This window comes from Sinorhizobium americanum (assembly GCF_001651855.1).
In the GTDB taxonomy this organism is placed as follows: domain Bacteria; phylum Pseudomonadota; class Alphaproteobacteria; order Rhizobiales; family Rhizobiaceae; genus Sinorhizobium; species Sinorhizobium americanum.
Genome location: NZ_LNQC01000042.1, coordinates 131879 through 145758, shown reverse-complemented (window position 1 = coordinate 145758; position 13880 = coordinate 131879). Strand labels below are relative to the sequence as shown.

13 protein-coding genes are annotated in these 13880 nt (G+C 63.4%); 10 read left to right on the top strand and 3 right to left on the bottom strand.

Annotation, left to right across the window (positions count from 1 at the left end):
• Window positions 1–15 precede the first annotated feature (15 nt).
• The 6 genes from ATC00_RS06065 to rarD all read left to right on the top strand — a co-directional run bounded on the left by ATC00_RS06065 (window position 16) and on the right by rarD (window position 5208).
• Window positions 16–498 (top strand): GFA family protein, encoded by a 483-nt coding sequence (locus tag ATC00_RS06065; RefSeq protein ID WP_064252268.1) that lies wholly within the window; start codon window positions 16–18, stop codon window positions 496–498.
• Window positions 495–971 carry a GFA family protein gene (locus tag ATC00_RS06060; RefSeq protein ID WP_037379700.1) on the top strand — a complete coding sequence of 159 codons (477 nt, stop codon included), beginning with the start codon at window positions 495–497 and terminating at the stop codon, window positions 969–971. The genes ATC00_RS06065 and ATC00_RS06060 overlap by 4 nt, the downstream gene beginning before the upstream one ends.
• Window positions 971–1471, top strand: a complete 501-nt coding sequence (locus tag ATC00_RS06055; protein ID WP_037380000.1) for a GFA family protein — start codon at window positions 971–973, stop codon at window positions 1469–1471. The genes ATC00_RS06060 and ATC00_RS06055 overlap by 1 nt, the downstream gene beginning before the upstream one ends.
• Window positions 1468–2430, top strand: a complete 963-nt coding sequence (pip, locus tag ATC00_RS06050) for a prolyl aminopeptidase (protein WP_064252267.1) — start codon at window positions 1468–1470, stop codon at window positions 2428–2430. The genes ATC00_RS06055 and pip overlap by 4 nt, the downstream gene beginning before the upstream one ends.
• Window positions 2431–2482: 52 nt before the next feature.
• A complete protein-coding gene (gene cimA / locus ATC00_RS06045; protein WP_064252266.1) occupies window positions 2483–4099 on the top strand; it encodes a citramalate synthase in 1617 nt (538 codons plus the stop codon).
• A 170-nt stretch (window positions 4100–4269) separates the two neighbouring features.
• The gene (gene rarD, locus ATC00_RS06040) at window positions 4270–5208 is read left to right on the top strand and encodes an EamA family transporter RarD (protein WP_037379706.1); all 939 of its coding nucleotides are present in this window, start codon (window positions 4270–4272) and stop codon (window positions 5206–5208) included.
• A 1-nt stretch (window position 5209) separates the two neighbouring features.
• On the opposite strand, the gene ATC00_RS06035 is transcribed toward rarD, so the two are convergent.
• Entirely contained in the window at window positions 5210–5842 is a 633-nt protein-coding gene (locus ATC00_RS06035) for an LOG family protein (RefSeq protein ID WP_412458380.1), read from the bottom strand.
• A gap of 227 nt (window positions 5843–6069) precedes the next feature.
• Here ATC00_RS06035 and ATC00_RS06030 point away from each other — a divergent pair, with 227 nt between their 5' ends.
• From ATC00_RS06030 to ATC00_RS06015, 4 genes are all read left to right on the top strand, one after another.
• Complete coding sequence (locus ATC00_RS06030) at window positions 6070–7770, top strand: Ig-like domain-containing protein (protein WP_064252265.1); 1701 nt, start codon at window positions 6070–6072, stop codon at window positions 7768–7770.
• A 209-nt stretch (window positions 7771–7979) separates the two neighbouring features.
• Entirely contained in the window at window positions 7980–9872 is a 1893-nt protein-coding gene (locus ATC00_RS06025; protein ID WP_064252264.1) for an ABCB family ABC transporter ATP-binding protein/permease, read from the top strand.
• 108 nt (window positions 9873–9980) lie between these two features.
• Complete coding sequence (locus ATC00_RS06020) at window positions 9981–10679, top strand: phosphatidylserine decarboxylase (RefSeq protein WP_064252263.1); 699 nt, start codon at window positions 9981–9983, stop codon at window positions 10677–10679.
• Between the two features lie 9 nt (window positions 10680–10688).
• Complete coding sequence (locus ATC00_RS06015) at window positions 10689–11552, top strand: CDP-alcohol phosphatidyltransferase family protein (RefSeq protein WP_037379715.1); 864 nt, start codon at window positions 10689–10691, stop codon at window positions 11550–11552.
• A 73-nt stretch (window positions 11553–11625) separates the two neighbouring features.
• Here the strand turns inward: ATC00_RS06015 and ATC00_RS06010 are convergent, their stop codons facing one another.
• Window positions 11626–12366 carry an SDR family NAD(P)-dependent oxidoreductase gene (locus ATC00_RS06010; RefSeq protein ID WP_064252262.1) on the bottom strand — a complete coding sequence of 247 codons (741 nt, stop codon included), beginning with the start codon at window positions 12364–12366 and terminating at the stop codon, window positions 11626–11628.
• 12 nt (window positions 12367–12378) lie between these two features.
• Window positions 12379–13869 carry an amidophosphoribosyltransferase gene (purF, locus tag ATC00_RS06005; protein WP_064252261.1) on the bottom strand — a complete coding sequence of 497 codons (1491 nt, stop codon included), beginning with the start codon at window positions 13867–13869 and terminating at the stop codon, window positions 12379–12381.
• Between the last annotated feature and the right edge of the window lie 11 nt (window positions 13870–13880).

The window sequence follows — 13880 nt, the reverse complement described above, 5'->3', positions numbered from 1 at the left end:
AACGAGGAGGAAGACATGGCTGACGAAATCCATACCGGCGGATGCCAATGTGGTGCGGTCCGCTTCCGCGTCGAGGGCAAGCTCGGCGATGCCTCGGTTTGCCATTGCCGTATGTGCCAGAAGGCGAGCGGCAACTTCTATCTGCCGCTCGTTTCCGTACGGGGCGCGAAAGTCGCCTGGACACGCGGGCAGCGCAAGCGCTTCCAGTCGTCCAACGCGGTTTGGCGCGGCTTCTGCGGCGATTGCGGTACGCCGCTCACCTTCGAGGCGCCGGACGGGATGGCTTTGGCCATTGCCTCTTTCGATAGCCCGGAAGGCATCGCCCCGACCATTCAGTGGGGGACCGAGGCGAAATTGCCCTATGTCGACCACGTGCCAGCCCTTACCGGCGAGGAGACGATGAACGATCTCGACGAGGCTTCTTACCTCGCCGATCTTGTTTCCTATCAGCATCCCGATCATGACACCGACACCTGGCCTCCGGAGGAGAGACGATGAGTGACGCCATGCGAACTGGAGGCTGCCAGTGCGGTTCGGTCCGTTTCCGCATCCGCGGCAAGCTCGGACGCCCCTCGATCTGCCATTGCCGGATGTGCCAGAAGCAGTTCGGTTCGTTCTTTTCAGCCTTGGTGACCGCGCCGAAGGACGGCGTCGAATGGACGCGCGACGAGCCGAGCTATTTTCAATCCTCGGTCAACATCGATCGCGGCTTTTGCCCGAAATGCGGCACTCCGCTGACCTATCGGCATCCCGGCGGCCTGGAAATCGCGATCGGCGCCTTCGACGACCGCTCCGATCTCGCGCCGCGGATTCAGGTCAACTACCAGGCACGCCTGCCTTGGGTCGAAACGATCTTCGACCAGCCGGTCCATGACGATCAGGACTATTATTCGCGGCAGGAACAGATCATTTCCTTCCAGCATCCCGATCACGAGACGGAGCAGTGGCCGGCGTCCGGGGCCTGGACATGATGATCCGGCGCATCTTCACGGGCGGCTGCCAATGCGGCCAGGTGCGTTACCGCGCCGAGGGCACGCTCGACGATCCGCATATCTGTCACTGCCGCATGTGCCAGAAGGCGGCGGGCAATTATTTCCTGCCGCTTGCCAATATCGCGCGCGAGGATTTCAGCGTCACACGCGGTCAGCCTTCCTGGTTTCGATCCTCCGATCTGGTGCGGCGCGGCTTCTGCCGCAATTGCGGGACGCCGCTGTTCTACGACATGCCGGACGCGGGCTTCCTGAACATCGCACTGGGTTCGCTCGACGATCCCGACGACGTCCAACCCATCTATCAGTCCGGGGTCGAGTCCCGCATGATGTGGTTTGCGCACCTGCAAAAACTTCCCGAAAGGGACACGGACGACGGCAGCGTAGAGGCCGCCGCGCGCCATCTGCGCGTGCTGGGATCGAGCCGCCAGCACCCCGATTTCGACACCGTTCACTGGCCACCCGAGGAAGACCTGCTGTGAGTGCTGCGCTCAGAACTCTCTATCCGGAAATCGAGCCTTATGCCTCGGGTCATGTCGAGGTCGGCGACGGCCATGTGATCTACTGGGAAAGGGTGGGCACGCCCGGGGCGAAGCCGGCCGTCTTCCTGCACGGCGGTCCCGGCGGGACGATTTCGCCGAACCATCGCCGCCTCTTCGATCCGGCGCTCTACGATGTGACGCTGTTCGATCAGCGCGGCTGCGGCAAGTCGACCCCGCATGCCGAGACCGAGGCCAATACCACCTGGCATCTCGTCGCCGATATCGAGCGGCTGCGGGAAATGGCCGGTCCCGAAAAATGGCTGGTCTTCGGCGGCTCCTGGGGTTCAACGCTGGCGCTCGCCTATGCTGAAAAGTTTCCCGAGCGCGTCTCCGAGCTGGTCGTCCGGGGTGTCTATATGCTCACCAGGGCCGAACTCGACTGGTACTATCAGTCCGGTGTCTCGGAGATGTTTCCGGACAAGTGGGAACGCTTCATCGCCCCGATACCGCCGGAAGAACGGCACGAGATGATGCGCGCCTATCACCGCCGCCTGACGAGCAACGATCGCGCGACGCGGCTTGCCGCGGCTAAGGCCTGGAGCATCTGGGAAGGCGAGACGATCACGCTTCTGCCGGAGCCGGCGACCAGTAACCGTTTCGAAGAAGAGGAGTTTGCCGATGCCTTTGCGAGGATCGAGAACCATTTCTTCGTCAATGCCGGCTGGCTCGAGGAAGGGCAATTGCTGCGCGACGCCCACAAGCTCCACGGCATTCCTGGGGTGATCGTCCATGGCCGCTATGATATGCCGTGTCCGGCCAGATACGCCTGGCTGCTGCACAAGGCATGGCCGGAGGCCGAATTCCATCTGCTCGAGGGGGCGGGCCATGCCTATTCCGAACCGGGCATTCTCGATCGCCTGGTCCGCGCGACCGACAAATTCGCCGGAAAGACCGAATAGCGGGATGATTACAACCCGCGCTGTTTTCTAGACTCGCATTTTGGACCGAGCCATGACCAAGGAACGCATCTATCTTTTCGACACGACGCTTCGGGACGGGCAGCAGACGCCCGGCATCGACTTTTCCGTCGAGGACAAGATCGCGATTGCGGCGATGCTCGACGAATTCGGGATGGACTATGTCGAGGGCGGATATCCGGGGGCAAATCCGACCGACACGGAGTTCTTCACGAAAAGGCGTACGCAGCAGGCCGCCTTCGTCGCCTTCGGCATGACCAAGCGTGCGGGCGTCTCCGCCTCCAACGACCCGGGCCTCAATGCGCTGCTGGCGGCGAAAAGCGATGCCATCTGTCTCGTCGCCAAGAGCTGGGACTACCATGTCGAGGTGGCGCTCGGCTGTTCCAACGAGGAGAACCTCGAGAATATCCGCGCCTCCGTCGAGGCTGTGGTCCCCTCCGGCCGCGAGGCGATGGTCGACTGCGAGCATTTCTTCGACGGCTACAAGGCGAACCCGGCCTATGCGATCGCCTGTGCGAGAACGGCGCTCGAGGCCGGGGCGCGATGGGTGGTGCTCTGCGACACCAATGGCGGCACGCAGCCGCCGGAAATCCGTGAGATCGTTTCGGCCGTGATCGCCGCGGGGGTGCCGGGCGCCAATCTCGGCATCCACGCCCACAACGATACCGGCCAGGCGGTGGCCAACTCGCTCGCCGCGGTCGAAGCCGGGGCGCGGCAGATACAGGGAACGCTGAACGGCATCGGCGAGCGCTGCGGCAACGCCAATCTGGTGACGCTGATTGCGACGCTTGCGCTGAAGAAAGCCTATTCGAATCGCTTCGAGACCGGCATCGATGCCGACAAGCTGCAGGAATTGACGACGCTTGCCCATGCCTTCGACGAACTCCTCAACCGTTCGCCGGACCCGCAGGCGCCCTATGTCGGCGCTTCGGCCTTCGCCACCAAGGCCGGCATCCACGCCTCGGCGCTTCTGAAGGATCCGCGCACCTACGAGCATGTCGCGCCCGAGTCGGTCGGCAATCTGCGCAAGGTCATGGTCTCCGACCAGGGCGGCAAGGCAAACTTCATCAACGCGCTCAAACGGCGCGGCATCACTGTCGCCAAGGACGATCCGCGGCTCGACAAGCTGATCGAAATCGTCAAGGAGCGCGAGGCGACCGGCTATGCCTATGAGGGCGCCGATGCGAGCTTCACGCTGCTCGCCAGCCGCATTCTCGGCACCGTGCCGGATTTCTTCCATGTCGAAAGCTTCCGGGTGATGGTCGAGCGCCGCTTCGATGCGAACGGCCATCTGAAGACCGTGTCGGAGGCCGTGGTCAAGGTCATCGTCGACGGGGAAGTGATGATGTCGGTCGCCGAGGGACATGGCCCCGTCAATGCGCTCGACCTTGCTCTTCGCAAGGACCTCGGCAAATTCCAGTCCGAGATCGCCGATCTCGAACTCGCCGACTACAAGGTGCGAATCCTGAACGGCGGCACCGGGGCCGTCACCCGCGTGCTGATCGAATCGACGGACCGCACCGGCGCGCGCTGGTGGACCGTCGGTGTTTCCGACAACATCATCGACGCCTCCTTCCAGGCGCTGATGGACAGTATCGTCTACAAGCTGCTGAAGAACCGCGACCGGGTCGGGCTGATCGCGGCGGAATAGCGTCGCCCCACCTTCAATCCCGTTCACGCATCGGTTCACGGAAATGAATTGGTGCATCACCGTTCGTTGGAGTAGGACGCAGGGAGAGAGACGGCCGATCTCCGCTGATGGCTGGCCGTCGATTGGCACCGGAGTCGCATTGCTCCGGTCGAGTTTTCAGGATCAGGATCATGGCAGAGCCGAATGCGAAGCAGCCCGCCGAGAATACCGATTCCGCGAGAGGCTTCGCCTTCGCGCTGACGGCCTATCTGCTCTGGGGTTTCCTGCCCTTCTTCATGAAGGCGGTGGCACACATCCCTGCGCCCGAAGTCGTCGCCCACCGCATCGTCTGGTCGGTGCCGCTCGCCGGTCTCGTGCTTCTGTGGCTTGGCCGCACGCAGGAGATCAAAACTGCGCTACGCTCGCCGCGAATGCTGAAAATGGCCACACTGACGGCCGCCCTCATCACCGTCAACTGGGGCATCTATGTCTGGGCGATCGGCGCCGGCCGGGCGATCGAGACGGCACTCGGCTATTACATCAACCCGCTGTTTTCGATTTTCCTTGGCGCGCTGCTGCTCAAGGAAAGGCCGAATCGGGCGCAGATGGTGGCGATCGGGCTCGCCGCGCTTGCGGTCGCCGTGCTCGCCTTCGACGCCGGCGGCCTGCCCTGGGTGTCGATCGGGCTCTGCATCTCCTGGGGCTTCTACGCCTTCTTTCGCAAGACGCTGCCGATCGGACCGAACCAGGGTTTCTTCCTCGAAGTGCTGCTGCTCAGCATCCCGGCGGTCGGCTACATCATCTGGCTCGAGGCGACAGGTCAGGGGCATTTCGGCGATACGACCATGGCCGACGTCGTCCTCTTGCTGTCCTGTGGGCTGGTCACCGCCGTGCCGCTGATGATCTATGCCAATGGCGCCAAGCTCCTCAGGCTCTCGACCATCGGCATCATGCAATATATCGCTCCAACGATGATCTTCGTGATCGCCGTCTTCGTGTTTCACGAACCCTTCGGCGTCGCGAAGCTCATCGCCTTTGCACTGATCTGGGCAGCACTCTTCATCTATTCCGGAGCGATGCTGGCCGAAAGCAGGGCGCGTCGCGCCGCACAGCCGACCCCCGCGGAGTAAGTCAGAGTCTGGAGATGATCTCGCTTTCGCCCTCGCGACCGTTCGCGGCGGCGGAGGCGAGGATGCCGGGAACGATGTCTTCGACCCGGTCGATCACCAATGGCTGAACCAGGTGGGCCGTGTGGACGAAACCCTGCTCGCGCATGTGCGTCAGCAGTTCGAGCATCGGCGCCCAGAAGCCGTTGATATTGCCGAACACCATCGGCTTGCGGTGGCGGCCGAGCTGCGCCCAGGTCATGATCTCGACGATTTCCTCGAGCGTGCCGATGCCGCCCGGCAGCGCTATGAAGGCGTCCGCCCGCTCGAACATCGTGTGCTTGCGCTCGTGCATGTCGCCGGTGACGATCAGCTCGTTGAGCTGGCCGAGCGAGTGGCGGGTCGCTTCCTTGTCCATCAGGAATTCGGGAATGATGCCGGTGACGTGACCGCCGGCCGAAAGCACGCCGCTCGCCACGGCACCCATGATGCCGCGCGTGCCGCCGCCATAAACGAGCTGCAATCCGTGATCGGCAATCGATTTGCCAAGAAGACGCCCCGCTTCGATATGTGCGGGATCGCGTCCTGGCTGCGAACCGCAATAGACGCAGACGGATCGAATCGGAATAGGCTGGTTGCTCATCGGGGCAAAAGACATTGCAGCGCAGCACCGGTCAAGGAAAATGCACGAAAATTTGCCGCACAGTTTCTCGCCGGCGCAGTCGAAACTTGTGCTTAACTACAGGAAACGTTAGCAATTTCAGCAATACATTGAAGAATTCGGACGGGCGACCGCCGTTGCGCTATAATGTGGCAATGGCTTGCGTGTTGTAAGTCGACGAAGGGGCATGTGCGGAGCAGCGCTCCGTTCCTGTGGAGAGTGGCATGATCAAGAACAAGGCCAGCTGGGTGGCCCTCGGTGTGCTGGCGATTGCGACCGCATTGATGGTTTTCGTGGTTCAGCCGAACCTCGATTTGAACGACGACAAGGATCAGGCCGCGCAACCGGCGGCAACCGGCACGGAGACCGCGGGGACAGCGCCGGCCGCCAGTGCTCCGGGCCCCGCACAAGATGCGGCCACGAAGCAGGCAGTCGCCACGGCCGGCGGCACCGCACCCGGTGCGGCCGATTTGACTGTCCCTGGCTTCGATCTCCTGCGGGTGGAACCCGACGGGTCGACCGTCGTCGCCGGCCGCGCTGAGCCGGGCACGAAGCTCGAAATTCTGAGCGGCAACGCCGTTGTCGGCACGGCCGATGTCAACGCCGCCGGGGATTTCGCCGCAGTCTTTGACAAGCCGCTTGCCGCAGGCGACCACCAGTTGACGCTGCGAAGCGTCGGCACCGACGGCGCCAGCAAGATCTCCGAAGAGGTTGCGACGGTTTCCGTGCCGAAGGAGCCGGGCGGGCAACTGCTGGCGATGGTGTCGAAACCGGGCGAGGCGAGCCGGGTGATCACCACGCCGAAGGCGGAATTCAAGCCGACCGAAACTGCCGCCGCGCCCGCCACGCAGAACGGCGCGACGGAGGCGGTGCCCGCGACGCCGGCCCCCTCCAATACCGTGCCGGGGCTTCAGGTGACGGCCGTGGAGATCGAAGGCAGCAAGATGTTCGTTGCCGGCAACGCGAAACCCGGAGCGCTGGTGCGCATCTATGCCGACGACACGCTCGTCGGCGAGATGAAGGCGGACGACAAGGGACATTTCGTGGTCGACGGTTCGGTTGACCTCACCGTCGGCAGTCACATCATCCGTGCGGACATGATGAGCGAGGACGCCACCAAGGTGGCGATGCGCGCCTCAGTGCCCTTCGACAGGCCGGCCGGCACGCAGGTCGCCGCGATTGCCGGTTCCTCCTCGGAACACGCTGCGCCAGGTCTCGATAGCCTGAGGACGGAGGCAGGCAAGGCGCTCACCCTGCTGAAGGGGCTTTTCGCCGATGGCAAGCAGCCCTCCGCCGAGCAACTGGCCGCTGCTCGTTCGGCAACGGAATTTGCGCTGAAGTCACTCTCCGAATTCAAGCCGGCCGAGAGTGCGGACGCTGCCCAGACGGCGGCGGCGGCCGAGGCTTCGAAGGCAGCCGCCGAGGCCCTGAAGCTTCTGCGCACTTCGCCGCAGGACCCGCCAGGCATCGTCGCGACGCTTGGCAAGGTCGACGGGGTCATCGGACCTGCCTTGCCGCAACGGCCGGCTGGGACTGGACTGGTGGCCGCCGCCAGGCCCCAGGCGACGGCGAGCGAGGCGTTGGAGCCGCCGAAGCCCGAGAGCGCGGCGAAGGCCGCAACGCCGCCTGCGAACGACCAGGTCGCCGCGTCCTCGCCGGCTGAGGCGCAGCCTGCAACGATCGAGCAGGCGCCGCTCAAGGAAAGCAAAGAATCGGTGATCATTCGTCGCGGCGACACGCTCTGGCAGATTTCGCGTCGCGTCTATGGCGCGGGCGTACGCTACACGACGATCTATCTCGCCAATCGCGAACAGATCGACAATCCCGATCTGATCCGCCCCGGACAGGTGTTCGGGGTGCCCAACGAGGCGCTCTCCGACGACGAGTCGCGCGAGATCCATCGCAAGCGCGTGAGGCGCGAATAATATTCCGTCTTCCAACCGCAGTTCCATTGCGATCGTGCGGGGGTGGACCTATCTGTAAGGAAGGCGGCGTCTTCAAGGACGCCGCTTTTCATTGGTCGGTCAGGGTCGCGGACGAGTTCGCGCGGTATCCTGACCCTTCGGTTGACTGACGTCGGGGGTCGCGTGCATTCGGCATCGCCGCGATCCGGAAGCATCGGAAGCAGATACATTTGACACCTACGCGCCAGAAGAAGACGGTTTCCGCCGATGCCGCCAATCCATTGGGTACGATCGCCAATCTCTGGCCTTATATGTGGCCGGATGATCGTCCCGATCTCAAGTTGCGCGTTGTCTGGGCGACGATCATTCTCGTCGCCGCCAAGATTGTCCTCGTCCTCGTTCCCTATTTCTTCAAGTGGGCGACCGATGCGCTGAACAACAAGCCGGATGCGCTCGGCTTCCTGCCGCAATTCCTGACCGGCGCCGTCATGCTGGTGCTCGCCTACAATCTGGCCCGCCTGCTGCAATCCGGTCTCAACCAATTGCGTGACGCCCTTTTTGCGAGTGTCGGCCAGCACGCGGTTCGGCAGCTGGCCTACCGAACCTTCGTCCACATGCATCAGCTGTCGCTGCGCTTCCATCTGGAGCGGCGTACGGGCGGGCTGTCGCGCATCATCGAGCGCGGCACTAAGGGCATCGAGACGATCGTTCGCTTCACGATCCTGAACAGCGTCCCGACATTGATCGAGTTTCTGCTGACCGCGGTGATCTTCTGGTGGGGTTACGGCTTCAGCTATCTCGTCGTCACCGCCATCACCGTCTGGCTCTATATCTGGTTCACGGTCCGCGCCAGCGACTGGCGCATCGCCATCCGCCGGTCGATGAACGACAGCGATACCGACGCCAACACCAAGGCGATCGATTCGCTGCTCAATTTCGAAACGGTCAAATATTTCGGCAATGAAGACATGGAGGCGAAGCGCTTCGACAAGTCGATGGAGCGCTACGAACGTGCCGCGACGCAGGTCTGGACCTCCCTCGGCTGGCTGAACTTCGGCCAGGCACTGATTTTTGGGGCCGGCACGGCGGTGATGATGACGATCTCGGCGCTTGCCGTGAGAAGCGGCGAGCAGACCATCGGCGATTTCGTCTTCATCAACGCGATGCTCATTCAGTTGGCTATTCCGCTGAACTTCATCGGCTTCGTCTATCGCGAGATCCGCCAGGGGCTGACGGACATCGAACACATGTTCGACCTTCTCGACGTTGAAGCGGAAGTGGTCGATCGGCCGGATGCGAAGGAACTCGCGATCGGGCGCGGCGCGATCCTCTTCAAGGACGTGCATTTCGCCTATGATCCGGCTCGTCCAATCCTCAAGGGAATTTCCTTCGAGGTGCCTGCCGGCAAGACGGTGGCGGTCGTCGGTCCGTCCGGGGCCGGCAAGTCCACTTTGTCTCGGCTGCTCTATCGCTTCTACGACGTTCAGCGGGGATCGATCACCGTCGATGGTCAGGATGTGCGCGACGTTACCCAGAAGAGCCTGCGATCCGCGATCGGCATGGTTCCCCAGGATACGGTGCTCTTCAATGACACGATCGCCTATAACATCCGCTACGGCCGGGTGGCGGCCTCGGATGCCGAAGTAGAGGCGGCCGCCGAAGCGGCGCAAATCGCCGACTTCATCCGCGGCTTGCCGGAAGGCTACCTGGCAATGGTCGGCGAGCGCGGGCTGAAGCTTTCGGGCGGCGAGAAGCAGCGCGTGGCGATCGCGCGGACGATCCTGAAGGCGCCGCCGATCCTGATCCTCGACGAGGCGACCTCCGCGCTCGACACGAAGACGGAGCAGGAAATCCAGGCGGCCCTCGATATCGTATCGCGCAATCGCACCACGCTGGTGATCGCCCATCGCCTGTCGACCGTCATCAACGCCGACGAGGTCATCGTGCTCAAGGACGGCGTCATCGCCGAACGGGGCACGCACGGCGAATTGATCGACCGCGACGGCCTCTACGCCTCGATGTGGAGCCGCCAGCGCGAGGCTACACAGGCCGAGGAGCAGTTGAAGCGGGTGCGCGAACGCGATGATCTCGGCATCGTCGACCGCGGCGCGCCGGCGGCCTGAGCAGGGTCACTGCAGGCCGCGTCGTCGCAACCGCCATTTGCCGTTCGCCGTTGCCGGGTGTGCGAAATCGCGCTAGTTCACGTTCCGCGTCATATCTGGAGTAAGTTGATGAGCTTGATCGAAACGGTCCGCAACACGCTGGTGCCGGTGCACAAGGAAGGCTATCGCTTCATTGCGATCTTCTTCGTCGTTTCCCTGATCCTTGGCTTCCTTTGGGAGCCGCTGATGTGGATTGGCTTTCTGTTGACCGCCTGGTGCGCCTATTTCTTCCGCGATCCGGAGCGCATGACGCCGATCGACGAAGATCTCGTCATCAGCCCGGCCGACGGGCGCGTATCGTCGATCGCCACAGTCGCCCCGCCGGAAGAACTCGGGCTCGGCGCGGAGCCGATGCTCCGCATTACGGTGTTCATGAACGTCTTCGACTGCCACGTGAACCGCGCGCCGATGAGCGGCACCGTCAGGCGAATTGCCTATCGGGCCGGCAGTTTCCTGAATGCCGAACTCGACAAGGCGAGCCTGGACAACGAACGCAACGGCCTTGTCGTCGAAACGAGCCACGGCGCCATCGGCGTCGTCCAGATCGCCGGCCTGGTGGCGCGGCGCATTCTCTGCTGGACGACGGAAAATGCCTCGCTGGAAGGGGGCGAACGCTTCGGCCTCATCCGGTTCGGCTCGCGCCTCGATGTCTTTCTCCCGCAAGGCGCGCAGCCGCGCGTCAGTCTCGGTCAGAAAACCATCGGCGGAGAGACCGTAATCGCTGAATTTGGCTCGTCGAAGGGGCCGGTCATCAGCCGACGCGCGTGAGGAACCGACATGGAAAATCCCCGGCAGGAAGAAACGGCAGAGATCCCCGAAGCGGCGACCGACACGAACGACGGGCATGACAAGGCCCGCGGCCCGCGTCTGCGGGAAATCCCGCTGCGCCTGATGGTCCCGAACACGATCACCGTCCTGGCGATTTGTGCGGGCCTTTCCGGCATCCGCCTGGCCTTCGAGAACCGCTTCGAACTGGCCGTCGCGATGGTTCTGCTCGCAGCCTTCCTGGATGGCATCGACGGGCGCGTGGCGCGGCTGCTGAAGGCGACGTCGAGCTTCGGGGTGCAGATGGATTCGCTCGCCGATATCATCAATTTCGGCGTCGCCCCGGCCCTTGTCCTTTACGTCTTTCTGCTCGACCAGGCGCGTTCGGTCGGCTGGATCGCGGCGCTGATCTATGCGATTGCGGTCGGCTTGAGACTTGCCCGCTTCAACGTCATGGCCGAGCGCCCCGTCAAGGCGGCCTGGCAGTCGGAATATTTCGTCGGCGTGCCGGCTCCGGCCGGCGCCATGCTGGTGCTGCTGCCGGTCTATATCGGTCTCCTGGGGCTGGCGCCCGGCAGGATCTTCGCCTTGATCGCGGCGTTCTATACCGTGCTGATCGCCTTCCTGCTGGTCAGCCGCCTGCCGGTCTGGTCCGGCAAGTCCGAAAACCGCGTTCGCCGTGATCTGGTGCTCCCGGCCATCCTTGTCGTCGTCCTCTACGTTGCGACTTTGATGACCTACACCTGGGAGACGATGGTCGTGACGGCAGTCGGCTATTTGCTTACCCTGCCGTTCGGGGCGCGCTCCTGGCAGCGGAAATATGGTGACTGGCCTGCCGGCCAGGGAAATGATGGCCTGCCAGGGGACACCGACTGACCGCAAATGCGTTTCGAAAAGCCACCGCGAGACACCGCGGTGGCTTTCTTTGTGGGACACGCGCTGAAGCGGATCACTCCGGCAGGCGGTAGTCGACGATCTTCTTTTCTCGAACGATGAAGAGCTTGCCGGTTTCGGTCTGATCCGGACTGAAGAGGGGCATCAGCGCGGCCGCGACCTCGGAGGGGTGCGGCACGGTCGCGGGATCCTCGCCCGGCACGGCCTGGGCCCGCATGGCGGTGCGCGTCGCACCCGGATCGACGCTGAGGATGCGCAGCGGCAGGCGCTGCGTCTCGTAGGCCCAGGTGCGCGCCAGTGCCTCGACAGCCGCCTTGGAGGCGGAGTAGGGGCCCCAGAAGGGTTTGCACTTGTGCGCAGCACTCGATGACAGGATAAGCGCGCGGCCGGCATCGGATTTGACGAGCAGGGGCTCGAGCGAGCGGATCAGGCGCCAGGTGGCGGTGACGTTGATCGTCATCACCGTGTCGAAGACCTTGGCCTCGACATGGCCGATAGGCGAGATCGTGCCGAGCACGCCGGCATTGGCCACCAGGATGTCGAGCTTGCCCCAGCGTTCGTTGATGGCGCCGCCGAGCTTGTCGATCGCGGCCATGTCGGCAAGGTCGAAGGGGACCAGCGTCGCCGATCCGCCCACCGCCTTGATGGCGTCGTCCAGCTCCTCCAGGCCGCCGACGGTGCGGGCGCAGGCGATGACATGGGCGCCGGCCTTGGCAAGTTCGAGGGCGGTGAAATAGCCGATACCGCGCGATGCGCCGGTGACGACGGCGATCCGGTCTTTCAGATTGAGCGTCATGTTGGTGTCTGGTTATCCGTTGCTGGCAAGAACCGAAAGTTTGCGGACGTTACTCGCGCCTTCCTGATCGAGCAGGCGGGTCGGATAGTCGCCGGTAAAGTAATGGTCGGTGAACTGCGGCGCCTGCGGATCGCGCGGGGCGCCGCCGACGGCCTGATAGAGACCGTCGATCGACAGGAACTCAAGCGAATCCGCGCCGATGAAGCGGCACATGGAAGCGAGGTCGGCATGCTGGTTGGCCAGCAGCTTGTCGCGATCGGGAGTGTCGATGCCATAGAAATCGGGATGGAAGATCATCGGGCTGGCGACGCGGATATGCACTTCGCGTGCGCCGGCCTCGCGGATCATCTGGACGATCTTGACCGACGTCGTTCCACGCACGATCGAGTCGTCGACAAGCACGACACGCTTGTCCTTGATCATGGCGCGATTGGCCGAATGCTTCAGCTTGACGCCGAAGGCGCGGATCTGCTGCGTCGGCTCGATGAAGGTCCGTCCGACATAGTGGTTGCGGATGATGCCGTACTCGAAGGGAATGCCGCTCTGCTGCGCATAGCCGAGCGCGGCCGGGGTGCCGCCGTCGGGGACGGGGACGACGACATCCGCGTCGACGGGCGATTCCTTGGCGAGATTTATGCCCATGTTCTTGCGCGCCACATAGACGCTGCGGCCGCCGACGACCGAATCCGGACGGGCGAAATAGACATATTCGAAGAGGCAGAGCCGTTCGGGCCGTGGTGCCTCGGGCTTGCGCGCATCGATCAAGATCGAGCCGTCCGGCTGGATCTCGCAGATGACGACTTCGCCATTCTCGATATCACGGATGTACTTGGCGCCGATGATGTCGAGCGCACAGGTTTCCGAACAGAAGATCGGCTTGCCGTCGAGTTCGCCCATGACCAGGGGGCGGATACCGATCGGGTCGCGCGCGGCGATCAGCTTGGTGCGCGTCATCGCCAGCATCGAATAGCCGCCTTCCATCTGGCGGATGGCGTCGATGAAACGGTCGGAGGAGGAGGTCTGCTTCGAGCGGGCGATCAAGTGAAGGACGACTTCGGTGTCAGATGTCGACTGACAGATGGCGCCGTCGGCAATCAGCTGGCGCCGCAGCGTCAGGCCATTGGTGAAGTTGCCGTTATGGGCGATGGCGATGCCGCCGACTTCGAGTTCGGCAAAGAGCGGCTGGACGTTGCGCAGCGCCACCTCGCCGGTCGTCGAGTACCGCGTGTGGCCGATGGAGACAAAGCCTGGCAGCTTGGCGAGCGTCGCCGGGTCGGTATAGTGGTCGCCGACGAGGCCCATGCGCTTTTCGGTATAGAACTGCTTGCCGTCGAAGGTGACGATACCCGCGGCTTCCTGGCCGCGATGCTGGAGCGCATGCAGCCCAAGAGCCGTCAGCGTGGCTGCATCCGGATGTCCGAGAATGCCGAACACGCCGCATTCCTCATGCAGCGTATCGCCATCGAGTTCGTCGTGGATTTCACTGGATCTGAGATCGTTCATCACAGTCGCCT

Coding starts and splice junctions, on each gene's coding strand:
- ATC00_RS06030 (WP_064252265.1), top strand. CDS start 6,070: ATGATCAAGAACAAGGCCAGCTGGGTGGCCCTCGGTGTGCTGGCGATT.
- ATC00_RS06060 (WP_037379700.1), top strand. CDS start 495: ATGAGTGACGCCATGCGAACTGGAGGCTGCCAGTGCGGTTCGGTCCGT.
- ATC00_RS06015 (WP_037379715.1), top strand. CDS start 10,689: ATGGAAAATCCCCGGCAGGAAGAAACGGCAGAGATCCCCGAAGCGGCG.
- ATC00_RS06055 (WP_037380000.1), top strand. CDS start 971: ATGATCCGGCGCATCTTCACGGGCGGCTGCCAATGCGGCCAGGTGCGT.
- ATC00_RS06065 (WP_064252268.1), top strand. CDS start 16: ATGGCTGACGAAATCCATACCGGCGGATGCCAATGTGGTGCGGTCCGC.
- ATC00_RS06010 (WP_064252262.1), bottom strand. CDS start 12,366: ATGACGCTCAATCTGAAAGACCGGATCGCCGTCGTCACCGGCGCATCG.
- ATC00_RS06020 (WP_064252263.1), top strand. CDS start 9,981: ATGAGCTTGATCGAAACGGTCCGCAACACGCTGGTGCCGGTGCACAAG.
- purF (WP_064252261.1), bottom strand. CDS start 13,869: ATGAACGATCTCAGATCCAGTGAAATCCACGACGAACTCGATGGCGAT.
- cimA (WP_064252266.1), top strand. CDS start 2,483: ATGACCAAGGAACGCATCTATCTTTTCGACACGACGCTTCGGGACGGG.
- rarD (WP_037379706.1), top strand. CDS start 4,270: ATGGCAGAGCCGAATGCGAAGCAGCCCGCCGAGAATACCGATTCCGCG.
- ATC00_RS06035 (WP_412458380.1), bottom strand. CDS start 5,842: ATGTCTTTTGCCCCGATGAGCAACCAGCCTATTCCGATTCGATCCGTC.